Annotated in this window: 17 protein-coding genes; 11 read left to right on the forward strand and 6 right to left on the reverse strand. The window is 64.1% G+C overall.

Annotated features, from left to right (window positions below; all coding sequences use genetic code 11):
* Nucleotides 1-8: 8 nt before the first annotated feature.
* Both ACREP4_RS11550 and ACREP4_RS11555 read right to left on the reverse strand, forming a co-directional pair.
* Nucleotides 9-2,762 (reverse strand): M16 family metallopeptidase, encoded by a 2,754-nt coding sequence (locus ACREP4_RS11550; RefSeq protein ID WP_431596326.1) that lies wholly within the window; start codon nt 2,760-2,762, stop codon nt 9-11.
* 299 nt (nt 2,763-3,061) lie between these two features.
* Nucleotides 3,062-4,312, reverse strand: coding sequence for an HlyD family secretion protein (locus tag ACREP4_RS11555; protein WP_431596327.1), 1,251 nt, complete (start codon nt 4,310-4,312; stop codon nt 3,062-3,064).
* Nucleotides 4,313-4,597: 285 nt separating this feature from the next.
* On the opposite strand from ACREP4_RS11555, the gene ACREP4_RS11560 reads away from it, so the two are divergent.
* Nucleotides 4,598-4,960, forward strand: a complete 363-nt coding sequence (locus tag ACREP4_RS11560; RefSeq protein WP_431596328.1) for a helix-turn-helix transcriptional regulator — start codon at nt 4,598-4,600, stop codon at nt 4,958-4,960.
* 322 nt (nt 4,961-5,282) lie between these two features.
* On the opposite strand, the gene ACREP4_RS11565 is transcribed toward ACREP4_RS11560, so the two are convergent.
* Together ACREP4_RS11565 and ACREP4_RS11570 are read right to left on the reverse strand one after the other, a co-directional pair.
* Nucleotides 5,283-7,574, reverse strand: coding sequence for an NADP-dependent malic enzyme (locus ACREP4_RS11565; RefSeq protein WP_431596329.1), 2,292 nt, complete (start codon nt 7,572-7,574; stop codon nt 5,283-5,285).
* Nucleotides 7,575-7,804: 230 nt separating this feature from the next.
* Nucleotides 7,805-9,157 (reverse strand): dicarboxylate/amino acid:cation symporter, encoded by a 1,353-nt coding sequence (locus ACREP4_RS11570; RefSeq protein ID WP_431596330.1) that lies wholly within the window; start codon nt 9,155-9,157, stop codon nt 7,805-7,807.
* Between the two features lie 240 nt (nt 9,158-9,397).
* Between ACREP4_RS11570 and ACREP4_RS11575 the strand changes: the two genes are divergently transcribed.
* Entirely contained in the window at nt 9,398-12,055 is a 2,658-nt protein-coding gene (locus ACREP4_RS11575) for a hybrid sensor histidine kinase/response regulator (protein ID WP_431596331.1), read from the forward strand.
* Nucleotides 12,056-12,339: 284 nt separating this feature from the next.
* Here ACREP4_RS11575 and ACREP4_RS11580 read toward each other — a convergent pair whose 3' ends face one another.
* Nucleotides 12,340-12,990: a response regulator gene (locus tag ACREP4_RS11580; RefSeq protein ID WP_431596332.1), complete on the reverse strand. Its 651-nt coding sequence runs from the start codon at nt 12,988-12,990 to the stop codon at nt 12,340-12,342.
* A gap of 117 nt (nt 12,991-13,107) precedes the next feature.
* Between ACREP4_RS11580 and ACREP4_RS11585 the strand changes: the two genes are divergently transcribed.
* From ACREP4_RS11585 to ACREP4_RS11625, 9 genes are all read left to right on the forward strand, one after another.
* Nucleotides 13,108-14,247 (forward strand): OprO/OprP family phosphate-selective porin, encoded by a 1,140-nt coding sequence (locus ACREP4_RS11585; RefSeq protein WP_431596333.1) that lies wholly within the window; start codon nt 13,108-13,110, stop codon nt 14,245-14,247.
* A gap of 543 nt (nt 14,248-14,790) precedes the next feature.
* Nucleotides 14,791-15,939, forward strand: a complete 1,149-nt coding sequence (locus ACREP4_RS11590; protein ID WP_431596334.1) for an OprO/OprP family phosphate-selective porin — start codon at nt 14,791-14,793, stop codon at nt 15,937-15,939.
* A gap of 127 nt (nt 15,940-16,066) precedes the next feature.
* Nucleotides 16,067-17,332, forward strand: a complete 1,266-nt coding sequence (locus tag ACREP4_RS11595) for an amino acid deaminase (RefSeq protein WP_431596335.1) — start codon at nt 16,067-16,069, stop codon at nt 17,330-17,332.
* Nucleotides 17,333-17,357: 25 nt separating this feature from the next.
* Nucleotides 17,358-18,713, forward strand: coding sequence for a gluconate:H+ symporter (locus ACREP4_RS11600; protein WP_431596336.1), 1,356 nt, complete (start codon nt 17,358-17,360; stop codon nt 18,711-18,713).
* 3 nt (nt 18,714-18,716) lie between these two features.
* Nucleotides 18,717-19,592 carry a MurR/RpiR family transcriptional regulator gene (locus ACREP4_RS11605; RefSeq protein WP_431596337.1) on the forward strand — a complete coding sequence of 292 codons (876 nt, stop codon included), beginning with the start codon at nt 18,717-18,719 and terminating at the stop codon, nt 19,590-19,592.
* Nucleotides 19,593-19,595: 3 nt separating this feature from the next.
* A complete protein-coding gene (locus ACREP4_RS11610; protein WP_431596338.1) occupies nt 19,596-21,032 on the forward strand; it encodes an N-acyl-D-amino-acid deacylase family protein in 1,437 nt (478 codons plus the stop codon).
* 32 nt (nt 21,033-21,064) lie between these two features.
* A complete protein-coding gene (locus ACREP4_RS11615; RefSeq protein WP_431596339.1) occupies nt 21,065-21,463 on the forward strand; it encodes a RidA family protein in 399 nt (132 codons plus the stop codon).
* Nucleotides 21,464-21,732: 269 nt separating this feature from the next.
* On the forward strand, nt 21,733-22,938 hold the full coding sequence (gene gltS, locus ACREP4_RS11620) for a sodium/glutamate symporter (protein WP_431596340.1): 1,206 nt from the start codon (nt 21,733-21,735) through the stop codon (nt 22,936-22,938).
* Nucleotides 22,939-23,024: 86 nt separating this feature from the next.
* Nucleotides 23,025-24,266: an FAD-dependent oxidoreductase gene (locus ACREP4_RS11625; protein ID WP_431596341.1), complete on the forward strand. Its 1,242-nt coding sequence runs from the start codon at nt 23,025-23,027 to the stop codon at nt 24,264-24,266.
* A gap of 6 nt (nt 24,267-24,272) precedes the next feature.
* Here the strand turns inward: ACREP4_RS11625 and ACREP4_RS11630 are convergent, their stop codons facing one another.
* Nucleotides 24,273-25,517 carry a flavohemoglobin expression-modulating QEGLA motif protein gene (locus ACREP4_RS11630; RefSeq protein ID WP_431596342.1) on the reverse strand — a complete coding sequence of 415 codons (1,245 nt, stop codon included), beginning with the start codon at nt 25,515-25,517 and terminating at the stop codon, nt 24,273-24,275.
* Nucleotides 25,518-25,683 lie beyond the last annotated feature (166 nt).

Genomic DNA, 25,683 nt, shown 5'->3' on the forward strand with positions numbered 1-25,683 from the left:
TTTCTCCCTTACTTGAAATCACCCGCCACGAACACACTCAACTGCTCGGGCTTCAGATGCTTGCGGATGGCCGCGTTGACCTGCTCCACCGTCAATGCGCGATAAGCGGCGTCACGCGCCGCCTCGAACTGCATGCTGCGTCCGTAATACAACTGATTGCTGAGCAGGCCCGACACCGCACCGTCATTGGCGCGCGACTGCTCGCGTGCAACCAGCCGTGCTGAAACCGTGTCGCGCAGCTCCTGCTCGGTCACGCCGTCTGCCAGCAAACGCGTCAGTTCTTCGCGAACCGCCGCCTCCACTTTCCCCACATTCTCCGGCGCGGCAATCGCCTGGATGCTGATGCTGCCGCTGTCGTCTCGCCCGACGCGACTTTCATCGGCCTGCAGGCCGGCGCCGACGTTGTAGCTCAAGCCTTCCTTCTGTCGAATGCGATTCGCCAGCCGTGCTTTGAGCGGGTCGCCGCCGAGGATACCCACCCCGATACTCAGAGCCGGGAAATCGGCATCGGCCAGATTGAGCGACAGGTTCTGCCGAGCCAGCAGCACGGCATTGGGCTTGTCCGGCGTGGCGATGCTTTCACGGTGCGCCGCAAGGCTGCGGTACTGCGTGGCAATCGGCGCATACGCGGCCGGTGATCTCCAGTCCAAAAAAAGTGTCTGCAGCTGCAGCTTGAGCGCAACCGGATCGAAGTCGCCGACAACCACGACCTCCCCTTCGGCGGTTCCGTAGAAATCATGGTGGAAGCGACGAAGATCCTCGATGCTCAACGCCTGCATTTTCGCCAGCGATTCGTCAAACGAATCCACATGCAGCGGATGCCCCTTCGGCCACGGGTCGAAGTACTGCGCCAACGCCATCGATGCCAACGCGCCCGGCTCCTTGCGTTGGAAGTCCACGCCCGTCACCGCCTGCAGGCGCAATTGCTCGAACTGCTCCTGCGGGAAAGCAGGATTGCGCAAAACATCAGCGGCCAGTGCCAAGGCGTCGGCCAGAGTACTGCGCTTGCCATCCAGCTGGATGACCGCACTTTGCGGACCACCGCTGACCAGCGCCTGCGTTCCCAATGCGTCAAAGCGGGCAGCGATCTGCGCGCGACTCAATGTCGTGCTGCCCATCATCAGCATCGGCCCGACCGATGCAGCCGCCGTACTGCGATCGACGATCGACTTCTCGTCACCGAAGCGGAACGTCGCCGACAACCTGACCGTCTGTCCCCGATTCTTCTTCGGCAGCAGCGAGACCTTCAGGCCATCGCCCAGGGTGAACGTCTCGGTGCGGGCGGCGATGTTCTCCAACGTCGCCTCGAACGCCTCGCCCGAATCAGCCACCGCTCTGCCGACATAACCATCCACCAGACTGGCGACCGACGGTGCCGTCGGGATCACCGCACGATCCGGCGCAGCAGTGGGAACGAAGCGACCCAAGGTGCGATTGCTTGATTTCAGGTACGCCGCAGCAACGCGATTGACGTCGGCAGCGCTCACCTTGGCAATGGCATCACGCTGCACGAACAGCAAGCGCCAGTCGCCGGCCGCTTGGTATTCGGACAACGCCATCGCGACCGCGTTGACGTCGCTGCTCAGCTTTTCCAGCCCATTGCCGATGCGCTGCTTGGCCGCAGCCACTTCGGCATCGGTGATCGGCCGCGCGGCGATGGACTCGGCCTGTTTGAGCAACTCGGCTTCTGCCTTGCCTGCATCGCCCTCCTTGGGTAGAACGCCGAGCACGGTGAACAACCCGGGGTCGCGCAGGCTCTCTCTGGCCGCCATCGAAAACGCCGCCAACTTGGGCTCCATCAGCGCCTTGTACAAGCGGCCGTTCGGATTATCGCCGAGCACATCGGCCAGCACAGCCAATGCAGCACTGTCCGCCTGCGCCAAAGCGGGCACGTGATAGCTGGCGGCAACCATCGCCAAGTCGCTGCCGCGACGCACCGTTACCTCGCGTTCGCCGTCTTGTGCCGGCTCCACCGTATGCAAGGCGGGCAGCGTGCGTGCAGGCTTCTTCAACGGACCAAAATGCGTGGCGATACGCTGCAGCGCGAACGCGCTGTCGATGCGGCCGGCAACGATCAACACCGCATTGTCAGGCTGATACCAGGTGCGGTAGAACGCCTGCAGATTGGTGATCGGCACGTTCTCCACGTCAGAGCGCGCGCCAATCGGCATATTGGCGTAGTTGTGCCAATCAAACGCCACCGAACGCATCCGTTTCATCAGCACGCCGGCTGGATTGTTGTCACCGGCCTCCATCTCGTTGCGGACAACGGTCATTTCACTGGCCAGGTCCGTCTTGGCGATTTTCGAATTGACCATGCGATCCGCTTCCAGCGCCAACAACCAATCCAGGGTTTCGTCATTGGCCGGGAAAGAGCCGAAATAGTTGGTGCGATCCAACGAGGTGGTCGCGTTCGTGCTAACACCGCGCTTCTGCAGCTCGCCGGGGATATCCGGGTACGTCGGGGTGCCCTTGAACAGCAAGTGCTCGAGCAGATGCGCCATGCCGGTTTCGCCGTAGTTCTCATGCATCGAACCCACGCCATAAACCAGGTTGACCGTGACGGTCGGCTTGCTGGCATCCGGGAACAGCAACACCCGCATTCCATTCTGCAGCCGGTACTCGCAGATACCTTCCACACAAGGGCCCGCCACCATCGCGCTCGGCACTGCGGCGCGCGTCTCCTTGGCATTCACTGGCGAACCAACGGCGAGCGCGAGCGAAAGCGCCACTGCCAGCGCGCAGTACGACAACTTGAGCATCCCTATCCCTCCAGCTTCTTGACGTGATGATTGAATGATTGGATGTAGCCGCAAGTCCGCTTCCGGGCAAGCCCGTCACAGCAGACTCTTCGAGAGCGCCAGCTTTCCCGCTTTCAGCTCGCCGCCGAATGAACCCAGTCGCACTGCGCGGACGGCCAGGTCACTTTCCCCTGAAAGATTCCCAGGAAACCGAAAAATCCAGCGAACGCATACTTCCCATGCAGCGACAGATTGAACCACGCGCCACGGCAGAATCGTCGTTCCACATGGCAGACGATTCGCCGCACCGCGTGACCACCTCACTCGCTGCCATCCAGCCTTCCCTTCAGCGTGTACAGCGGCTCGAATATCCATTCGATCAATTGCCGACGCTCACCCATCACATCGGCGACCAGCAGCATTCCGGGTTTCAACGGCTCCGGCTTGCCGTAGGCCGTCACGTGTTGCCGCGCCAATACCACGCTGATGCGGTACAACGCTTCGCCTTCCTGCCGCCCTTTCCCCGCCAACTCAGCCGCGCTTAACGCGCTGCGGCTGATCCGCGAAACACGGCCTTCCTGATGGCCGAACTTCTGATACGGAAACGCCTCGTAGCGCAGCCGCACCCGATCACCTGGCGCAATGAAACCGATGGCACTGCTGGGCACGAGTAGTTCGGCCTCCAACCGACCATCACCCGGCAACAGGCTCAGCAATGCCTGCCCCTGCTGCACCGCCTGCCCGGGTTTGACCGTTTGCGACGTCACCACACCACTGACCGGCGCTTTGACCAGCAAGGCGTCATCGGCCTTGGTGCGAACCCGCTCCTGCTCAAGTTGCGCCAGTTCCTGTTGATGACTGGCATCACCGGCCAGACGCCGGCCTGGCAGTTCCCTTTGTGCTTGCTCCAACTGTGTGACAAGCCGCTGCGTTGCCGTGGCTTGGCGCTGCAAGGCCTGCATCTGCCCGGTGTGTTCCAGTACCGACGCTTCCTGCTGATTGATCTGCAACACACTGACGTACTGGCCCTGCTCCACCCGCTGGAGACGCTGCAGGGTTTCACCGGCGATACGGCGTTGCTGCTGCCGGGTCGCCACTTCTGACTCAATCTGCCGCAGCTCGCGGCGGGCCATTGCCAGCTGTCCCTCAAGCCCCTCGAACTGCGCCTGCAACTGCGCTTCGGCCGCGTGTCGTGATGCACGCAGCGCATCTTGTCGCTGCTGAATGCGGCGCTCGATTGCCTCACCCGTGCTGCCTTCCCGCAAAGTCGCCCGCGGCATGCTGACCAATGCCAGATCCCCTCCGGCCGTCACCCGCTCACCCTCCTGCGCGTCCAGCCAGGACACCAATCCCGTGGCCGGGGCCAGCACCGTGATCAAGCCTTGTACCGGCACCAGTTGCCCGCTGACCGTGGAACGACGCGTGTAACTGGTCAGGCTGATGAACAGCACCGCGATACCGGCCGCCGCAATGGCGGCAAGGGTAAGCAGCCGCCAGCGCAGCGGCTGCAACAGCGAAACCGGCCCCAACCAGTGGCTGCGCTTGGCGTGCAGCACCTCTTCTCGAAACAACGACTGCGGCACTTCTGCCCCCTGGATCAGCGTGTGCAGGGAATGTGGCCGATGCCTGGCAAGGGCTCAATGGCTTGGGATGAACACATCCAATGGCATGCAGCCAGTCAGTCAAGCGAGAACGCTGCCCATGCATTTTTCGTCAGTAATCCTGACCAAAAAGGTCAGTTTCGGTGACACAGCTCCCGATTCAGGCCAAATACTCTCCAATAATCTCAGTTACTCACGCACAATTCACGACTACCGGCTCAACCACTTTTCGCAATACCTCAGGGAGGAGACACGATGCCCAATCATCTGGCCAACCGTATTCGCAGGGCCCGTCGTAAAAAGGGAATGACACAGGCCGAACTGGCCAGCCAGCTCAAAGTGAGCCGCAGCGCCGTTGGCAATTGGGAGAGCCCGACCGGGATCATGCCGTGCACTACCCGCATGATTACCATCCCGATGGTCACCGACGTTTCGTTCGAGTGGCTTGCCACCGGTCGCAACAGCCTGGAGGTCATTCCGGCGCCGCCGCAAAGTGGCGTTGAGATCGTGGACGACCCGCAGGAACGCCGCCTGCTGCTGGCCTACCGCACCTGTCGCGCTGCTACCCGCAAGCTGGTGTTGCAGATCGTCGAAGGTCAGCGACTGGCACAGGTCTGAAAAGCACAAGGCCAACTTCGTTGGAATGCGCTGATTCCTGATCTTTCGCAATGCAGTGGCGCTGCCTGCCAGATGCAGCGCGGAGCACCGCTCCGCGCTGTAACAGCGGCAGCCTGTTGTGCCGAGCCGCGCTCGGAAGGCATTTCATCGGGAAAGCCTCAGCGCTGCATGGCTGTGCTCTACAGAAGCGATAAGTGCCGAGCATTGCAAAGCCTCAGCGCTGCATGGCTGCCTTCTACAACAGCGACTTCTGCGTTAGCAGCGACAAAACAAAAGCCGGCGATTCGCCGGCTTTTGTTGTTTCTAGCTCATGGAAAGCAGATCAACCTGCGCGTTCGGCTTCCATCTGCTTGCGGATCTGTGCGTCCACGGCCGCGATGGCGGTCATGTTCAACACGCGGCGCGAGCTGGCGCTGCTGGTGAGGATGTGCACCGGCTTGGTCATGCCCATCAGGATCGGGCCAATCGCCACGCCGTCGGTGAACACGCGCACCAGGTTGTAGGCGATGTTGGCCGCTTCCAGGTTCGGCAGCACGAACAGGTTGGCACGGCCCTTGAGCGTGCTGTTGGGCAGCAGCTTGGCACGCAGTGCTTCGTCCCATGCGGTGTCGCCCTGCATTTCGCCGTCCACGTTCAAGCGCGGGTTGCGCTTGAGCAGCTGCTCACGCACCTGGCGCATTTTCAGCGCGTCCTTGGAATCGTGGCTGCCGAAGTTGGAATGCGACAGCAACGCGATCTTCGGCTCGATGCCGAACAGCTTCATGCGGTAAGCCGCCTGCAGCGTGGATTCAACGATCTGCTCGACGCTGGGATCTTCCTGCACGTGCGTATCGACGAAGAAGAACACGCCCTGGTTGTTGATCACGCCGGTCATCGCCGAGGTCGAGCTGACCTTGGACTCCAGCGGAATCACGCTGCGCACGTAGCCGAGCTTCTTGTGGAAGCGGCCGACCACGCCGGACAACATGGCATCGGCTTCGCCGCGGGCGACCATCACCGCCGCGATCAGCGTCGGGCGCGAGCGCATCAGGTTCTTGGCAGCGGACACGGTGACGCCCTTGCGGCCGGTCATGTCGTGGTAGTACTGCCAATAGTCGTTGAAGCGCGGATCGTCATTGATGTTGGTGATCTCGAAGTCCACGCCGGCCTTCATACGCAGGCTCAGGCGTTCGATGCGGGCTTCGATGACGTCCGGGCGGCCGATCAGGACCGGGAAGGCAACGCCTTCATCGATCACGTTCTGCACCGCACGCAACACGACTTCTTCTTCGCCTTCGGCGTACACCACGCGCTGCTTGTCGGCACGGGCACGGTCGTAGACCGGCTTCATGAACAGGCTGGTGCGATAGACGAACTGGGCCAGCTTCTCCCGGTAGGCGGCCATGTCTTCGATCGGGCGCGTCGCCACGCCCGAATCCATTGCCGCCTGTGCCACGGCGACCGACAGCTCGACCAGCAGGCGACGGTCGAACGGACGCGGGATCAGATAATCACGGCCGAAGCTCGGGGTTTCGCCGCCGTATGCGGTGCCCAGATCGGACGCTTCCTTGCGGGCCAGCGCGGCGATGGCGCGCACGCAGGCGATCTTCATGGCTTCGTTGATGCCGGTGGCACCCACGTCCAGCGCGCCACGGAACAGGTACGGGAAGCACAGGGCGTTGTTGACCTGGTTCGGGTAATCCGAACGGCCGGTGCCGAGAATCGCGTCCGGGCGCACCGACTTGGCGTCTTCCGGCAGGATTTCCGGGTACGGGTTGGCCAGTGCGAAGATCACCGGGTTCGGCGCCATGGTGGCAACCATCTCCGGCTTCAGAATGCCGCCGGCCGACAGGCCCAGGAAGATATCAGCGCCGTCAACGATCTCCGCCAGCGTGCGCTTGTCGGTATCGCGCGCGTAACGCGCCTTTTCCGGGTCCAGATCGGTGCGGCCGCTGTGGATCACGCCGTCGCGGTCGTAGGCCAGGATGTTTTCCGGCTTCAGGCCCAGCTGCACCAGCATGTTGACGCAGGAAATACCCGCCGCGCCCATGCCGGTGGTGGCCAGCTTGACCTCTTCGATCTTCTTGCCGGTGATGACCATGGCGTTGAGCACGGCCGCACCGACGATGATCGCGGTACCGTGCTGGTCGTCATGGAACACCGGGATGTTCATCCGCTCGCGCAGCTTGCGCTCGACGATGAAGCATTCCGGTGCCTTGATGTCTTCCAGGTTGATGCCGCCGAAGGTCGGCTCCAGCGAGGCGATGATGTCGACCAGCTTGTCCGGGTCGTTCTCATTGATTTCGATGTCGAACACATCGATACCGGCGAACTTCTGGAACAGCACGCCCTTGCCTTCCATCACCGGCTTGCTGGCCAGCGGGCCGATATTGCCCAGGCCCAGCACGGCGGTGCCGTTGGTGATCACGGCGACCAGGTTGCCGCGTGCGGTCAGCTCGCTGGCCTGGGCCGGGTCGGCCACGATGGCTTCACAGGCATACGCCACGCCCGGCGAGTAGGCCAACGACAGATCGCGTTGGGTCAACATCGGCTTGGTCGCGGTGACCTTGATCTTTCCCGGCGGCGAAATCCGGTGGTAATCGAGGGCGGCCTGTTTGAAATCTTCGTTGGACATCGATTTTTAAAGGGCTGAATGGGCGAGAGGACTTGGGATGATAACGCCGATGGGCAGCTTGAACCTGTCGCTACGCTATCGCAGTGATGCTGCAACCGCACAATTCTGCGGTGTATGTCGCGGGGCTTTGCGCAGTATCCAGCACGCATATGACCACCATGTGCCTTGCTGCTAAAAATCCGCGGAGCCGCGCCATCACGATGACAGGCCCCGCGGACACACACACTCGGTCAGCTTTCGACAACCACCACCGTCGAATCGACGGTCTGCTCACGCACGTCGAGGGCCTCTGCATCGCGGCCATTCAACACCTGGGTCAGGCGCTCGTGGTCCAGTGCGCCTTCCCAGCGCGACACCACCACGGTGGCTACGGCGTTGCCGATGAAGTTGGTCAGTGAGCGGCATTCGCTCATGAAGCGGTCCACGCCGAGGATCAGCGCCATGCCGGCGACCGGCACTTCCGGCACCACCGCCAGCGTGGCGGCCAAGGTGATGAAGCCTGCGCCGGTGACGCCTGCAGCACCCTTGGAGCTGAGCATCGCCACCAACAACAGCGCGATCTGGTGGCCCAGGGAAAGATCCGTATTGGTGGCCTGGGCGATGAACAGTGCCGCCAGGGTCATGTAGATGTTGGTGCCGTCCAGGTTGAACGAGTAGCCGGTGGGCACCACCAGCCCGACCACCGACTTGCTGCAGCCGGCCTTTTCCATCTTTTCCATCAACGACGGCAGCGCCGACTCGGACGAGGAGGTGCCCAGCACCAGCAGCAGCTCGGCTTTCAGGTAACGCGCCAGCTTGAGCACCGAGAAGCCGCACAGGCGCGCCACGCCGCCCAGAATCACCACCACGAACAGCAGCGCGGTCAGGTAGAACGAGCCGACCAGCCAGGCCAGGTTGACCAGCGAACCCAACCCGTACTTGCCGATGGTGAAGGCGATGGCACCAAAGGCGCCGATCGGGGCCGCCTTCATCAGCATGTGCACCAGCTTGAACACCGGCGTGGTCAGGGACTCAAGGAAGTTGAGGATGGGCTTGCCCTTCTCGCCCACCGAGGCCAGCGCGATGCCGAACAGCACCGCCACGAACAGCACCTGCAGGATGTTGTCGCCCACGAACGGGCTCACCAACGTCTTGGGAATGATGTCCATCGCGAAACCCACCAGGGTCAACTCGTGCGACTTCTGCACGTAGCCGTTGACGGCGGTCTGGTCGAGACCGGCCGGGTCGATGTTCATGCCGGCGCCCGGCTGCACCACGTTCGCCACCACCAGGCCCACCACCAGTGCCAGCGTGGAGAAGAACATGAAGTAGACCATCGCCTTGGTGAAGACGCGGCCCACCGTGCGCAGGTGGGTCATGCCGGCGATGCCGGTGACGATGGTCAGGAAGATCACCGGCGCGATGATCATCTTCACCAGTTTGATGAAAGCGTCACCCAGTGGCTTGAGCGTTTCGGCGAAGGCCGGCTCGAAATGACCGAGCAGCACACCCAGGGTGATGGCGAACAACACCTGGAAGTACAGCTGCCGGTAGAACGGCAGGCGGACGGGGGATGCCGCGACGGCATCGGTGGAAATGTGCATGAAGTACCTCGACGGCGGTTCGCTTTGGCCGTGTTGTACGCGCCCGCCGTCGTGCCGCCGATAACGCATTGGTACTAGCTAATCCATTGGTATTAGGACGTTTCCGAAGTTTGACCGGGTGCCGCAACCGGCAAGCCGCGCCGCCATTGACTGCCAGCGCAATCCCGCACAACGCGACGTGACCCAGCCGGTCACGGCCCGCAGTGGAGAATCCGCCGCATCTGCGTGACCATCGCCGCCATGCCCTTTCTCCCCACCTCCCGCCGCCGCTCCGGCCTGATGCTGCTGTGCATTGCAGCCACGGTCATCGCGTTGCTGAGCCTGGTGGTGATGCGCCATCTGGAACGGCGCAGCCTGCTCGATGATGCCGAACAGGCACGCGAGCAACTGCGGCTGCATGGCGATGCACTGCAAGCCCTGATCGAACGCCATCGCGTGCTGCCTGCAGTACTGGCGCTGGACCCGGAAATACGCGCGGTGCTGGCGCAGGCCGACATCCGCCCGGCCGATGCCGAACGCATCAGCCGCAAGCTGGAGCGCGTCAATGGCGCCGCTGCCACCTCCACGCTCACCCTGCTCAACCGCGACGGATTGGCACTGGCCGCCAGCAACTGGCAGGCCGTCAGCACCAGCAATGTGGGCAATTCCTACAATTTCCGCCCCTATTTCCAGCGTGCCATGCGCGATGGCAGCGCCACTTTCTACGCCGAAGGCGTCACCACGGCGGTGCCCGGTTACTTTCTGTCGCAGGCAGTGCGCGATGACGCCGGCAATGCCATCGGCGTGGTGGTGGTGAAAGTGGTCCTGCGCCCGCAGGAAGTCTTGTGGGCCGAAGCGCCGGGCAATGTCTTTGCCAGCGATGGCAACGGCGTGATCTTTCTATCCAGCCAGACCGGCTGGCGTTACCACGTGCTGCACGCGCTCGACGATGTCACCCGCCGCCGCCTGACCACCACGCGTCAGTACGGGCAAGTGCCGCGCCAGGTGCTGAAGTACCGGTTGATCGAAGACCTTGGCGACGGCGTGCGACGCGTGCGCATGCCCGACGTGGGCGATGTGATCTGGGTGTCGCGCCCGTTGTCGCCGGAAGGCTGGACGCTGAACCTGCTGCGCCCTACCCGCGACAGCATCGTCGCCGCCCGTACCAAGGCCGGCGCCATCGCCGCCGGCCTGCTGGTGCTTGCGCTGCTGGGATTCGTGCTGCGCCAGCGCCGGCGATTGGCGCAGTTGCGCGAGCGCAGCCGGGTCGAACTTGAGCGCCTGGTCAAGCACCACGCGCAGGAGTTGCGCACCGCGCAGGACGGCCTGGTGCACGCCGCGCATACCGCCGATTACGGTGAAAGCCACAGCCTGCAGCATCTGCCGCAGGGCGTCTGCGTGGTGGATGCGCAGCTGAATCTGGTGGCCTGGAACCGCCGCTATGTCGAACTGTTCCGCTTCCCGCCCGGCTTCATCCAGGTGGGCCGGCCGATTGCCGATGTCTTCCAGTACAACGCCAAACGCGGCCTGCTCGGCCCGGGGCCAATCGAGGAAGCCATCGAACGTCGGCTCACGCATCTGCGTTCGGGAAAGCCGCATATGCACGAACGCGAGCGCGGCGATGGCAGCGTGATCGAAATACGCGGCAATCCGCTGCCTGACGGCGGTTTCGTGACCAGCTATGCCGATATCACCGCCTACAAGAATGCCGCGCGCGATCTGCGTTCGCTGGCCGACACACTCAGCAATCGGATCGACGACCGCACCCGTGATCTGGCTGACGCCAAGCGTGAAGCCGAGGACGCCAACCGCTCCAAGACACGCTTTGTCGCCGCCGCCGTGCACGACCTGTTGCAACCGTTGAATGCGGCGCGGATGTTCCTGTCGGTACTGCGCGGGCGGCTGCCGGACACCGATGCGGCGACGCGCGATATCGCCGACAACATCGACAGCGCGCTGGCCGCGCAGGACAGCATTCTCAACAGCCTGCTGGATATCTCACGACTGGAATCCGGTGCGCTGGAAACCCGCATTCGTGACTTCGCGCTCGACCCGCTGTTGGAAGCGTTGGCGCGTGAGTTCGGCATTCTGGCCACCTCACGCGGGTTGTCACTGGAGCGGGTGGCAACGTCGGCCGTAGTACACAGCGACGAAGCCCTGTTGCGGCGAATTCTGCAGAACTTCCTGTCCAACGCCGTGCGTTACACGCGACGCGGCCGCATCGTACTGGGCTGTCGCCGCGATGGCGCGCATATCCGCATTGAAATCCACGACACCGGCCCGGGCATTCCACGCGCACGGCAGAAGGAAATCTTCGAGGAATTCCGCCGGCTGGATGGCGGCAGCGGCCAAGAGCGCGGCACCGGGCTGGGTTTGGCGATTGTCGAACGCATCGCGCGTTTGCTTGGCCACCAGATCGGCCTGCGTTCGCGGCAGGAGCACGGCAGCGTGTTCTCGGTGCGTGTGCCGCGTGGCAACGCGTTGGTGCTTAACAGCCCGGACAAGCCTAAGTCGGCAACCGAAGAACCGCAGGCCGATTCACTGTTGGCCGGTTGCCGCGTGTGGTGCATCGACGATGATCCCCGCATCAGCCAGGCCACGCACTTGCTGCTGGAGCGCTGGGGTTGTCGCGTGGAAATTGCCGACGATGCGGAGCAGGCGTTGGCGGCGGCAACGCTCGGCAATGCGCCGGATCTGCTGCTGTTGGATGTGCGTCTGGGCGCGACTACCGGGCCGGAGTTGTTTCCGCTGTTGGCACAGCGCTGGGGCCAGGAACCGGTGGTGATTCTGTTCACTGCCGAGCAGGATGAAGCACTGCGTGCACTGGCACGCGAACGCGGCTGGGGCTTTTTGTCCAAGCAGGCGCGTACGTCCGCATTGCGCTCATTGATGACGCATCTTTATCAGCGATCACGGTGATTGCGGGTCGTTTTTTCTGGCTAAAAGCTGCCCTCACCCCAACCCCTCTCCCGCCGCGCGGGAGAGGGGCTCAGGTCTGCTTGGGCTGCTGCTTGAAGCCCTCTCCCGCCGGGCGGGAGGGGTTCAGGTCTGCTTGGGCTGCTGCTTGAAGCCCTCTCCCGCCGAGCGGGAGGGGTTCAGGTCTGCTTGGGCTGCTGCTTGAAGCCCCTCTCCCGCCCGGCGGGAGAGGGGTTGGGGTGAGGGCAGCTTTTGAAGTTAGGGCAACAGACAAAAACCACCCCATGCTACTCAGGCAAACCACCGTCCCCTTCCGGCTCCAGCGCTTTCACCAGCAACGCGGCCTGGGTGCGGCTGTTGCACTCCAGCTTCTTCAAGATGGCGGTGACGTGCACCTTGACGGTGTTTTCAGCCAATCCCAACTCATAGGCGATCTGCTTGTTGAGCAGCCCGTCGGCAACGCTCATCAACACGCGGAATTGCTGCGGCGTCAGTCGGGCCAACTTTGCCGCCAACACTGCGTCGCGCTCCGAGCGTGCGGCGGCCTGTGGCGGGAAGCAGGTATCGCCTGCCATCACGGCGCTGACCGCCGTGCGGATGGTTTCCACCGGTGCCGACTTGGGAATGAACCCGGCCGCGCCAAACTGCTGCGCACGGCGGATGACGCGCGGATGATCGTTGGAGGAAATCACCACCACCGGAATATCCGGCCGCTCGCCACGCAACCAGACCAGCGAGGAGAAGCCGCGCGCACCGGGCATGGCCAGATCCAGCAACACCAGATCCACGTCCGGGTGCTCGTCCAATGCCTGGGTCAGCGACGAGACGCTGTCCACTTCCAGGGTTTGTCCCAGGCAGATACCTTCACGCAGCGCATGCAGCACCGCTGCACGGAACAGCGGGTGGTCGTCAGCGACAAGGAGCTTGGCCAGGCTCATGGCGCCAGTGTGGCACGCGCCGGGGGCCGGCACCCTAGTACCAAATCGCTATTGGTCGCTGGCGGCAGGCTGATATCGTCCGGCCACTTCTATAGCCCGGTACCGGAGAGAGAACGGATGCCCACTTTCAACCAACGCACGACGCTGGCCGCCCTGTTGGTGCTGGCCACGGTGCCGGTGGCGCACGCCGACGACAGCGTGACCGCCAAGTTCAGCGGACGCCTGCATTACGACGTTGCCCGCTTCGACAATGACGACCGTGGCATCGACGAACGCGGCAACGACGACCTGCGCGCGGCGTGGCTGGCGGTGTCGGGCAAGTTCCATGGCTTTGATTACAAGCTGGAAACCGACGTGGCCGTTCACCGCCCGGTGGCGCGCGATGTCTACCTCGCCCGCAGTTTCGGCAACACCACGATCACCGCCGGCCAGTTCAAACAGTTCTTCACGCTGGATGACCGCGGCAGCTCCAACCACATTCCGGCGGTGGAACGCAGCTGGCTGGCACAGACGCTGGCCCCCACCTATCGCCTCGGCGTGGGCGCGAATGGCTACCAGCAGGGCATGTTCTGGAGTGGCAGCGTCTACAGCCTGGAAAGCATCGATGCCTGGAAAACCAAGGGCCGCGCGGCGGGCGCGCGTGCCGGCTACGCACCGTGGCGTGAGCCGGGGCATGTGCTGCACTTCGGCGCAGCGCTGGCCCATGAGCGCTACGACAACCCCGGTGCCAACGGTGCCTCGGCGCTGCGTGTGCAACCGCGCGTGGCCGGCTACTTCGGCGACAACAGCCGCCTGACGCTGGTGGATTTCCACAGCGGTCGCGACGTGTCGGTGGACAAGTACGGACTGGAAGCGGCCACCGTGCTGGGCGCGCTGTCGCTGCAGGGTGAGTACGGTGGTGCGTTGTATGACGATGGTCAGCAACGCGCGCGGGTCAGCTCCGGCTACCTGCAGGCCACCTGGTTGCTCACCGGCGAAACCCGCCCGTACGACGCCAAGGCCGGCCGCTTCACCCAGCTCAAGCCGCTGCATGACAGCGGTGCCTGGGAAGTGGTCGCGCGCATCGATCACATCGAAGGCAAGCAGTGGCCACGCGAAATGTCGGCCGATGCATGGACGGTGGGTGTGAACTGGTATGCCCGCAAGTACGCGCGGGTAATGCTGGATTGGACTGACACCGAGCGCCGTGACGAAGTCACGAACCGGACGCTGGACCGTACTGGTGTGCTTGCGGGGCGCGTGCAGTTGGATTTCTGAGGGTAGTTGGGTCACGCATTGATCGACGTCGTTCGGGTTTGGGGGTCCGCCGCGAACGCGGCTCCTCCGAAGGCGATGCAATCAACGATACGTCCGACAGATGCCGCCGCCAGTGATGAACTGCCGGCGGCATCTGCATTCGTAGGAGCGGCATTCGCCGCGAGGCTGGCGATCACGGCGCGCACGCGGGATCGCGGGATCGCGGGATCGCGCGATTGCACATGGCCTGATCACAAGCACCAGGAAGTCATTCGGGTTCATGGGTCCGCCGCGAACGCGACTCCTGCACACGCGGCGCAAATGGTGATCTGGATGGCTTTTGGCACCTGCGTTGTGCCACGCATTCTGACCAACACGCGCGTGCCCACGGCATCGCGATGACCCGCAGAAAGTACCGAAACCTCGCACCTGCAAGGTGCGCGACCACGCTCCCGCCCTTTGCTGCAAAGACCGGATTTGGCTTAGTACCAAAGGGCAATGGGTCGGCGGCGATGCGACTCCTTACCTTCGCGCCCCGTTCAACAGGGAACGAAAGGACATCGCATGCCCATCACCAAAACGCGTTACCGCGCCTCGTTGTTGCTCGCACTCGTGGCCGCGCCCAGTGCGCAGGCCGATGACGACGTCACGCTCAAGGCGAGCGGTCGCCTGCACTACGAATTTGCCTATTTCGACAATGACCGGCGCGGTACGCCAGAGCGCGACGGCGATGACCTGCGCTCGGCCTGGTTGGCGATCGCCGGCAAATTCCATGTGATCGACTACAAGTTCGAGGCCGACTTTGCCGGGCATCGGCCGGTGGCGCGTGATGCGTACATCGCCCGTTCCATCGGCAGCACCACGTTGTTACTGGGCCAGTTCAAGCCGATTTCGCCACTGGATGACCGGATCAGCACCAACCACGCGCCCACGGTCGAGCGCAGTTGGTTGATGCAGACCTTGCCACCGTCCTATCGCCTAGGCGTGGGTGCCACCGGCCACCACGACGGCATGTTCTGGGGCGCCAGCCTGTACAGCCTGGAGAGCATCGACGCCTGGAAGCACAAGGGCAGCGCCGTCGGCACGCGGATTGGCTACGCGCCGTGGCATTCGCCCGGGCAGGTGCTGCACCTGGGCATGAGTGCGGCGCGCGAAAACTACGACCATCCCGGCACCCGTGGTGCGGCGCCGCTGCGCGTGCAATTGCGCACCGCCGGTTACTTCGCCGACAACAGCCGGCTGGCATTGATCGACTACCGCAGCGGGCGCGATGTGGAAGCGACCAAGCTGGCGCTGGAATCGGCCGGCGTGCACGGTGCGTTCTCGTGGCAGGCCGAGTACGGCAAGGTGCGCTACAACGATGGCCAGCAGCGCGGCGAGGTGCAGTCCGGCTATGTGCTGGGCAGTTGGGTCATCACTGGCGAGTCGCCAAGCTACGACGTCAAGGCCGGCCGCTTTGGCCCGATCAAGCCCACCCGCCGCAGCGGCGCATGGGAACTGGAAGCCCAGTACGACCAGATCCGGGGCCGCCAATGGCCACTGGATCGGCACGAAGGCGCGGCCGATGCGTGGACGGTCGGCGTCAACTGGTACGCTCCGCGGCACGTCCGGCTGATGCTGGATTGGACCGACAGCCGCCGCCGCGCCACGCCCGGTGGGCGCACCTTGGACCACACCGGCGTGCTTGCCGGCCGGGTTCAGTTCGACTTCTGACCGTTATCCCCGCCCTGCTCCGGCGGGGTTGGACGAATGCGACAAGAAAATAATTTTCACACAACCCTTCCTGTGTTACACAATAGGCCTTCGCAGCTTCTGATGGCCCAACAGCAGGAAGTGATTCGTGCAGGAAAATTACTTTCAATCCGAAACACTTCTTGCCGGCAAAGGTCTGCCCGCCGGCACGGCGTGGACGCCCGCAGCGCTTGCCAAGAAAGGCGCCTCGCTTCTGGATGAGCAGGTCAGCCTGCCGGCTGCGGTACTGAGCGAATCCGCGCTGCGCCACAACCTGGCGTGGATGCGTCGCTTCACCGACGCCTATGGCTGCCAGTTGGCGCCGCACGGCAAGACCACCATGAGCCCGGCGCTGTTCCAGATGCAGCTTGATGCCGGCGCCTGGGGCATCACCCTGGCCACCGCACCGCAGACCGTGGCCGCTTACGAACACGGCGTGCGCCGCGTGTTGCTGGCCAATCAGCTGGTCGGCAAGGGCAACTTCGCGCTGATTGCCGATCTGCAGGCGCGCGATGCCGACTTCTGGTTCGCCTGTGTGGTGGACAGCGCCGACAACGTCGCCGCGCTGGGCCAGTACTTCCAGGCGCGCGGCCAGCAGATCAAGGTGTTGCTGGAAATCGGCGCGGCCGGCGGCCGTACCGGCGTGCGCGATGACGCGCAGGCCCGCGCGGTGCTGGAAGAAATCGCCCGTTGGCCGGATGCGGTTGCGCTGGTCGGCGTGGAAGTCTACGAAGGCGTGGCCAAGGACGAAGCCGGTGTGCGCGCGGTGCTGCAGCGCAGCCTGGCGGCATGGCAAACCATTCACGCCGCCGGTGGGTTTGCTCAGCTGCCGGCCATCCTTACCGGCGCCGGTTCGGCTTGGTTCGATGTGGTCGCTGAAGAATTCTCCGCACTGGTCGGCAACGCAGAGGCGCAGGTCGTGCTGCGTCCGGGCTGCTACCTCACCCACGATGTCGGCATCTATCGGCAGGCAGCGCGACGCATCCACGCCAGCAATCCGGTAGCGCGCGAAATGGGCAGCAGCCTGCGCCCGGCGCTGCGCCTGTGGGCGTATGTACAGTCACTGCCGGAATCGGGCAAGGCGATCATTGCATTGGGGAAACGCGATGCCGCCTTCGATGCCGGCTTCCCGGTGCCAGCGCTGCATCACCGCCCCGGCAATGCCGCGCCCATGGATGCTCCGGCGCATTGGCAGATCAGCGCGATGATGGACCAACACGCCTTCCTCGACGTCCGCGATGGCGACGACCTGCGCGTGGGCGACCTGCTGTGCTTTGACATTTCCCACCCTTGCCTGACCTTCGACAAGTGGCGCCACCTGTTGGTGGTCGATGACGCTCACCGCGTCATCGGTGCCGTTTCCACGCAGTTCTGACCGCCGACATCCGGGGCCTGTACGCATGACCGACGGAAACCTGTTGTTGATCTACGCCGCGTTGTCGATCCTGGCGTTGATCGTGTTGATTGCCCGCTTCCGCCTCAATCCGTTCATCAGCGTCACGCTGGTATCGGTGGGCCTTGCACTGCTGGCCGGCATGCCCGCGCCGGAAATTCTGCCGGCCTACGAACAAGGCGTCGGCAAGACACTCGGGCATATCGCGTTGATCGTCGCGCTGGGCACCATGCTCGGCAAGATGATGGCCGAGTCCGGCGGTGCCGAACGCATCGCGCGCACCATGATTGCCCGCTTCGGGCCGAAGAACGTGCATTGGGCGATGATGCTGATCGCCTTCTGCATCGGCCTGCCGATCTTCTTTGAAGTCGGCTTCGTGCTGCTGATTCCCATCGCACTCAACGTCGCCCGCCGCACCGGCGTACCGTTGTTGTTGGTGGGCTTACCGATGGTTGCCGGCCTTTCCGTGGTGCACGGCTTGGTGCCACCGCACCCGGCCGCGATGTTGGCGGTAAGTGCGTATGGCGCCGATGTCGGCCGCACCGTGTTTTATGCACTGATCGTTGGCCTGCCCACCGCAGCGTTGGCCGGCCCGGTGTTCGCCAAGTTCGTGGCGCCGCGCGTGAAGCTGCCGGCTCACAACCCGATGGAAGCGGCGTTGCTCGACGAAGGCCACAGCCGCATTCCCGACGACCAGTTGCCCAGCTTCCGCATCACCTTGGCGACGCTGTTGCTGCCGGTGTTCCTGATGCTGCTCGGCGGCTGGGCCGACCAGATCGCCGCACCGGGTTCACCCTTGAATCACGGCCTGCGCTTCATCGGCCACTCGGTGGTGGCGCTGCTGCTGGCCACGCTGATGAGCTTCATCACGCTTGGGCTGATGCGTGGCTTCACCCGTGAGCACATTCTCAAGTTCTCGCAGGAATGCCTGGCACCTACCGCCGCGATCACCTTGTTGGTCGGTGCCGGCGGCGGGCTCAACGGCATCCTGGTGCACACCGGCGTGGCCAGCGAGATCATTGGCCTGTCGCAACGTTTTGAACTGTCGCCGCTGCTGATGGGGTGGACGATGGCCGCGCTGATGCGCGTCGCCACCGGCTCGGCCACCGTCGCCATGACCACCGCGTCGGGCATCGTCGCGCCGATTGCCGCCGCCATGGGCTATGCCCATCCCGAACTGCTGGTGCTGGCCACCGGTGCCGGTTCGGTGGTGCTGTCGCACGTCAACGACGGTGGTTTCTGGCTGGTGAAGGAATACTTCAACATGAGCGTGGCCCAGACCTTCAAAACCTGGACCGTGCTTGAAACTCTCATTTCCGTCATCGCCCTGTCGTTGGTGATGGCCCTTTCGACGGTGATTTGAACCATGTCCCAGAACACGTTCGATATCGTCTACGAACTGCGGCAGCGCCAGCACGAATTCAGCCCGGTGGAGGCGCGCATTGCCGCGGCCATCCTTGCCGACGTGGACGCTGCCGCACAGTACGGCGTGAGTGAACTGGCCGAACGCGCCGAAGTCAGCGCCGCGGCCATTTCGCGCTTCGCCAAGGCATTGGGCTGCGAGCATGTGCGCGAGTTACGCGCACGCCTGGCGTCGGCCAGCGCGGTCGGCAAGCGCTTCCTTGAGCAGCAGAACGCACCGCCGATCTCGGCGCTGTATGCGCAGATCTGCGACGACATCCAGGAAAGCCTGCGCCACAACATCGCCAATCTGAAAGAAGACGTGGTGCAGGGCCTGGCCGATGCGCTGTGCAATGCGCGGATGATTCACATCTTCGGCCTAGGCGGTTGCTCCACCGTGTTCGCGCAGGAAATGCAGAGCCGCCTGGTGCGCTTTGGTCGCCCGGTATCGGCATGCAGCGATGCGCTGATGATGAAGATCATCGCCGCCACGCTTGGCCCGGATGATCTGGTGCTGGCGTTGTCGGTCAGCGGCATCACCCCGGAGATCGTCTCGGCGGTGGACATCGCCCGCACTTATGGCGCGCGCGTGGGTGCCATCACCCAGGCCAATACCGACCTGGCCGAACGCAGCGACTGGCTGTTGCCGATCCAGATCGAGGAAACCGATTTCGTGTTCAAGCCCTCGGCGTCGCGCTACGCAATGATGCTGGCCATCGACGTGCTTTCCACCACCACCGCGCTCAACGGCGCCACCGCCAACCACGAGCACCTGCGCCGCATCAAGCTGGCACTGGACCGCCACCGTGGCGGCGACTCGCGCCTGCCGCTGGGTGATTGATTCATGTATGACGTTCTGATTCGCGATGCCCTGATTCTCGACGGCAGCGACCAACCCGGTGTCCACGGCGATGTCGCCATCCGCGACGGTCGCATCGTGGCCGTCGGCCACTGCGAGGGTGACGCCGCGCAGGTCATCGACGCGCGCGGGCTGGCGCTGGCGCCGGGCTTCATCGACGTGCATACGCATGACGATCTGGAAGTGATCCGCAACCCGGACATGGTCAACAAGTTGTCGCAGGGCGTGACCACGGTGGTGGTCGGCAACTGCGGCATCAGTGCCAGCCCGGTGCGCATCCGCAATGACGTGCCGGACCCGATGAACCTGCTCGGTGATGTTGCTGACTTCTGCTATCCCGATTTCGCCAGCTACCGCGATGCGGTGCAGCGCGCGCAGCCAGCAGTGAACGTGGCCGCACTGGTCGGCCACACCGCGCTGCGGCAGAACCATATGGATCGACTGGATCGCACCGCGACGGATGAAGAAATCGCCGCCATGCGCGTGCAGCTGCGCGACAGCCTTGCGCAGGGCGCACTCGGGCTGAGCAGCGGCTTGGCGTATGCATCGGCGTTCAACGCAGCCGCGTGCGAAGTGACCGACCTCGCATTGGAACTGCCGCGCGGCGGCCTCTACGCCACGCACTTGCGCGATGAATTCGCCGGCATCCTCGATGCGATGGAAGAAGCCTTCGATGCCGCGCGTGCGCCACAAGCCAGCGTGCGCGTGTCGCACCTCAAATGCGCCGGCATCGACAACTGGGGTCGCAGCCGCGAAGTGCTCGACTATCTGCAATCCACCTCCGCACAGCAGGACGTGGCCTGCGATTGCTATCCCTATGCCGCCAGCGCCTCGACGCTGGATCTGAAACAGGTCACCGACGCCTACGACATCCTGATTACCTGGTCCGAGTCCGAGCCCACTCAAGGCGGCCGGTTGCTGGCCGACATCGCGGCCGACTGGAAGCTGCCGTTGATGGATGCCGCCATCCGCCTGCAACCGGCCGGCGCCGTGTACCACTGCATGGACGAAGCCGACGTGCGCCGCATCCTCAGCCATCCGCTGACCATGATCGGCTCCGACGGCCTGCCGCGCGATCCGCGCCCGCATCCACGCTTGTGGGGCACGTTCCCGCGCGTGCTCGGCCATTACGCACGCGACGAACAGCTGTTCCCGCTGCACACCGCCGTGCACAAGATGACCGGCCTGCCCGCCTCACGCTTCACCCTGGGCGCGCGCGGTTTCATTCGCGCCGGCTGGTGTGCCGACCTGGTGTTGTTCGACCCGGCGCGCGTGCGCGATACCGCCAGTTTCCACGATCCCATCCGCGCCGCCGAAGGCATCAACGCGGTATGGGTGAACGGCCAACTGGCCTATGACGGTCACGCCGTTGCCGCACACTCGGGCCAGTTCATCACCCCGGAAGCGGCACCGTCGCACTGAATCCATTACTGCAACACAGAACGAGGAATTCCATGAGCGACATCAAACGCTATGGCGCCGAAGGCGGCGTCGGCCAGGGCAAGCAGCACATGCCGTTTTCACGCGCGGTCGAAGCCGATGGCTGGCTGTATGTGTCCGGCCAGGTGCCGATGCGCGATGGCGAGCTGGTCGCCGGCACCGTCACCGAGCAGTCGCATGTGGTCATCGGCAGCGTGCTGGCGATTCTGGAAGAAGCCGGTTACGGCCCGGAGCACGTGGTCCGCTGCGGCGTGTGGCTGGATGACGCGCGCGATTTCTACGCCTTCAACAGCGTGTTCAAGCATTACTTCGGCGACAACCCGCCGGCCCGCGCCTGCGTCGAAAGCCGCATGGTGGTCGACTGCAAGGTCGAGGTGGATTGCATCGCCTACAAGCGCCCTGCCCGCGACTGAGTCCACGCGGCAGGATGAAAGCTGCCGCGTCGCCCCACGACCAAGCCGCCGTGCAGAGCGCAGGGCGGCGACGAAGATGCCATCGCGACCCGCACCTGCCGCATTCAGACGGACTGGTGCATAGCAACAAACACCTATTCATCTTTGGCCGTTCGTAAGTCACCAACGACAGGATGGTGGAAAACCCCCTGCAACCACCTCCAACCGCTATTGATATTGTCTGCCGAGGCGGACAAAGTCCCTGTCCCGCTGGTTGAGGTACCCGCTCCATGATCCAACTCGATGCCGTGCAGACGGTCGCCTTTGCCGGCTTGACCCTGTTCGCTGGCTACGCGCTGTGCCGTGCCATTCCCCTGTTCCGCCGCTACAACCTGCCTGAACCGGTGGTTGGCGGCTTGCTGGTGGCCTTGGCCGTGTGGTGGGCACATGACCAGCAGACCACACTGTTCGAGCTGGACACCACGCTCAAAACGCCGCTGATGGTGGCCTTCTTCACCACCCTGGGCATCAATGCCAGCGTGCGTCTGCTCAAGGTCAGCGGCAAGCAGGTCATGCTGTTCCTGCTGATCGCCAGCATCTTTGCGGTGCTGCAGAACCTGATCGGCATCAGCGTGGCCAAGCTGTTCGGCCTGAACCCGATGTTCGGCGTGCTGGCCGGTTCGGCAACGCTGACCGGCGGCCCGGCCACCGGCTTGGCGTTCGCACCGCTGTTTGAAAAGGCCGGGCTGGTCGGCGCCGAAAGTCTGGCGGTGACCGCGGCGATGGCCGGCATCATCTGCGGCGGCCTGGTCGGCGGCCCGGTGATCACCGTGCTGATGCAGCGTTTCAAGGTGCAACACCCGAACCGGAAGGTCACCGAAGCCGAGCAGTTGGCCGAGGAGTCGGTGGTGGTGCGCTATCCCAGCGAATCGGCACGTGAGTTCGACGCACTCAAGAGCATTGTCGTGCTGCTGATGGCGATGTGGCTGGGCGTGTGGGTTGGCAAGGGCTTTGAAGGCATCGGCCTGACTCTGCCGGTCTACATCGGCGCGATGCTGGTGGGCGCGGTGATCCGCAACATCGATGACTACACCGGCTGGATCAAGCTGTCGGTGCCGACCACCGACCTGGTTGGCAACATCTGCCTTGCCCTGTTCCTGGCCATCGCGCTGATGGATCTCAAGCTGTGGGAGCTGGCCGGCATGGGCCTGCCGCTGCTGGTCAACCTGATCATCCAGGTGTCGGTGGTGGCGCTGTTCGCCGCGCCGATCTACTGGCTGATGGGCCGCGACTACGACGCGGCGGTGATGGGCGGCGGCTTCATCGGCTTCATGCTGGGCACCACCGCCAACGCCATGGCAGTGATGCGTCGCCTGGCCCAGCGTTACGGGCCGGCGCCGCGCGCCTTCCTGGTGGCGCCGCTGGTGGGCGCGTTCTTCATCGACTTCATCAATGCGCTGATCATCACCGGCTTCCTCAACTTCTGGCCGCACTGAAGGCCCGATCCGTGCGCTGCAGCCGCGCCAAACGCGTGCTGCAGCGCGACAATGCATGACATCGCTCGCTCTGTGTCGTCTGCCCCATGAATGCATCCGCTGACAACCCCGCCACCGCCGGCCACGACCTGATCATCATCGGCGCCGGTGTGGTGGGTCTGGCCAGCGCCTATGCCGCCGCGCGACGGGGTCGCTCGGTGCTGCTGGTGGACCGCAATGCCGGGCCAGCGCTGGGCACCAGCTTCGCCAACGGCGCGCAGCTCAGCTACGCCTACACCGATGCAATGGCCGGCCCGGCAACCTGGGGCCAGCTGCCGGAAATGGCGTTCGGCCGTAATGGACCGTTCCGCACCCGCTGGTCGGCCGACCCGGGTTTCATGCGCTGGGGTTTGGCGTTCCTGCGCCAGGCCAACGGCGGCGGGCTGCACAAAAACACGCTGGCCACGCTGGAACTGGCGCTGGAATCGCGCTCGGCGATGCAGGCCTTGCTGCAGCGCCATCCCATCGACTTCGAGCATGTCGTGTCCGGCAAACTGCATCTGTACCCAACGCTTGAGGGTACACAGGGCGCTGCGGCAATGATCGCGCTCAAGCGTACTTACGGCGTGCAGCAACGTCTGGTCGATGCCGCCGAAGCAGTTGCCATCGAACCGGCCTTGTCCGGCGCGCCGTGGCTGGCCGGCGCGGTGTACTCGCCCGAAGAAGAAGCCGGCGATCCCTACCGCTTCAGTCAGGGGCTGCTGGACGTACTGCAACGTCAGTACAACGTGCAGGCCGATTTCGATTTCGATACGCAATCGCTGCAGCGCAAGCAGGGCCAATGGCAGCTGCAGGCGCGCGATGGTCGTCAGGCACAGGCACCGCAGGTGCTGGTCTGCGCCGGCATCGACAGCGCGGCGTTGTTGCGCCCGTTGCGCGTGCGGGTGCCGCTGATGGCGATCAAGGGCTACTCGTTCACCGCTCCGCTCGGCGCCAACGCGCCGCAGGTCAGCATCACCGACACCAAGCGCAAGCTGGTGTTCTGCCGACTCGGCGACCGCATCCGCGTGGCCGGCCTGGCCGACCTCAACGACTGGAATCCCGCGCCCGAACCGGCGCGACTGGCACAGCTGGTGGCGATGGCGCGTGCGTCCCTGCCCGAGGCTGCTGACTACGACCACATCGAAAGCAGCTGGGCCGGTTTGCGTCCGGTGACGCCGTGGTCGTCACCGATCATCCGCGACCTTGGCGACGGGCTGGGCTGCAACATCGGCCACGGCATGCTCGGCTGGACGCTGGCAATGGGCAGCGGCGAACGCGCCATCACCCAGTTGCTCGGCACGCCCTGAGCAAGCTCAGTTATCGCCGATCTGGTCCATGCGGATACGGTTGGCGAACAACGAAAACGCCAACGCGCCAGCCAGCCCGTTGGCGCGGTTGAGCCACTGCGGCAACCAGCGCGGCGCTGCCAGGACGCCGGCTTCAAACAGCGGCGCCAAAGCCTGCGCATCGCCCAAGGTCATCTTGCCGGCGAACAACCAGCGACAGGTGCGCAGCTTGTCTTCGCGCAACATCTGTCGGAAAAACGTGTGCACCGACACCATGCCGCGCAGGTACACGGTGTCCTTGGTAAACGCCGCGCCGCCGCTGGTCGGCACGCCACGGAACACCCGCTGCGCCGAGGAAAAACTTTCCTCCGCCGTCTGTCCCGCGTCGCGGAAATAATTGAACACCTGGATGAAGTCCGCCCCCTCGCGCGCCATCGCAATCGCCTCGATCCGCAGGCTGATGCGCTTGAGCCGCTGGATGTCGATGCTGCCGGTGATCTGTTCGGCAAATGTCGCCAGGCCTTCCTGGGTGGCGGTGATGCGCGGCGACGACAAACCCAGACTCGGCAATACCACCTGATCGCGCCCGTTGAGTGCGGTCAGCGAATGCACCAGCGCTTCGTGATGGAACAGCTGCGCGCGGTCGTAGGCACTGAAACATGCACTGGTACGCAGGCGGATGCGGGTGGCGCCGGCGGCGGCTTTGGCGATCAGGTCCGCATCCAGCTCGACGGTGATGATGCGCGCATCGAAAAAATCATCGAGATCGGACTGCAGCTGCAGTTGCAACGCGGTAGCCGACACCGGCACGGTTTCTTCCGGCGCCAGCAGTTCGTGGTCCAGCTCCTGCGCAATCTGGATGAAGTGCCGCGCCGCTTCGCGCGTCGTCGGGCCGTTGCCCGGCATCGGCTGCTCGGGCACACCAAACAACTGGCTGGAATAGTGATCCACCGCCGGCGTGCCCAGCACTTCCAACAGGCTCGCGGCCAGATCCCAGCTGCGTACCGAATCACGCAGGTACACACCCAGCGGATGGGCTTCATCGACGCTTTTTTCGATGGCGGCCAGTTCGCGCCGCGCCTCGCTGAAATCCTGCTTCGGGTAACTGACCTGCGGCAACAGCGGATTGCCGCGCGCCACGCTCTGCAGAAACGGCGCCTGATGCGATGCCGGCCAACTGGTCAGCGTGAGCAGGCGGATGCCGCGCACCGCGGCCACCAGGCGCGCATCGAGTGCGGCGTGATGGGAAATGTCGGGGTCGTGGTGGTCCATGCCATCTCCGCGTGAGCCCTCGCGTGTTCTTGGCGGAGGGCTTGTGAGGGTTGAGCCTGCGCTGGAATGCGGGCGCTGGATCAACTTGGTCTGAAACAAACAACCATCAATGACGAAAGCGGAGAGCTGCCCTCATCCGCCCCTTCGGGGCACCTTCTCCCGTAGA

The organism is Stenotrophomonas sp. (genome assembly GCF_050737575.1).
In the GTDB taxonomy this organism is placed as follows: domain Bacteria; phylum Pseudomonadota; class Gammaproteobacteria; order Xanthomonadales; family Xanthomonadaceae; genus Stenotrophomonas.

What these genes read in the sequence shown, in the direction of transcription:
- ACREP4_RS11550 (WP_431596326.1), bottom strand. Translation starts at nt 2,762, where the DNA reads ATGCTCAAGTTGTCGTACTGCGCGCTGGCAGTGGCGCTTTCGCTCGCG.
- ACREP4_RS11590 (WP_431596334.1), top strand. Translation starts at nt 14,791, where the DNA reads ATGCCCATCACCAAAACGCGTTACCGCGCCTCGTTGTTGCTCGCACTC.
- ACREP4_RS11615 (WP_431596339.1), top strand. Translation starts at nt 21,065, where the DNA reads ATGAGCGACATCAAACGCTATGGCGCCGAAGGCGGCGTCGGCCAGGGC.
- ACREP4_RS11565 (WP_431596329.1), bottom strand. Translation starts at nt 7,574, where the DNA reads ATGTCCAACGAAGATTTCAAACAGGCCGCCCTCGATTACCACCGGATT.
- ACREP4_RS11605 (WP_431596337.1), top strand. Translation starts at nt 18,717, where the DNA reads ATGTCCCAGAACACGTTCGATATCGTCTACGAACTGCGGCAGCGCCAG.
- ACREP4_RS11560 (WP_431596328.1), top strand. Translation starts at nt 4,598, where the DNA reads ATGCCCAATCATCTGGCCAACCGTATTCGCAGGGCCCGTCGTAAAAAG.
- ACREP4_RS11600 (WP_431596336.1), top strand. Translation starts at nt 17,358, where the DNA reads ATGACCGACGGAAACCTGTTGTTGATCTACGCCGCGTTGTCGATCCTG.
- ACREP4_RS11625 (WP_431596341.1), top strand. Translation starts at nt 23,025, where the DNA reads ATGAATGCATCCGCTGACAACCCCGCCACCGCCGGCCACGACCTGATC.
- ACREP4_RS11585 (WP_431596333.1), top strand. Translation starts at nt 13,108, where the DNA reads ATGCCCACTTTCAACCAACGCACGACGCTGGCCGCCCTGTTGGTGCTG.
- ACREP4_RS11630 (WP_431596342.1), bottom strand. Translation starts at nt 25,517, where the DNA reads ATGGACCACCACGACCCCGACATTTCCCATCACGCCGCACTCGATGCG.
- ACREP4_RS11610 (WP_431596338.1), top strand. Translation starts at nt 19,596, where the DNA reads ATGTATGACGTTCTGATTCGCGATGCCCTGATTCTCGACGGCAGCGAC.
- gltS (WP_431596340.1), top strand. Translation starts at nt 21,733, where the DNA reads ATGATCCAACTCGATGCCGTGCAGACGGTCGCCTTTGCCGGCTTGACC.
- ACREP4_RS11570 (WP_431596330.1), bottom strand. Translation starts at nt 9,157, where the DNA reads ATGCACATTTCCACCGATGCCGTCGCGGCATCCCCCGTCCGCCTGCCG.
- ACREP4_RS11575 (WP_431596331.1), top strand. Translation starts at nt 9,398, where the DNA reads ATGCCCTTTCTCCCCACCTCCCGCCGCCGCTCCGGCCTGATGCTGCTG.
- ACREP4_RS11580 (WP_431596332.1), bottom strand. Translation starts at nt 12,990, where the DNA reads ATGAGCCTGGCCAAGCTCCTTGTCGCTGACGACCACCCGCTGTTCCGT.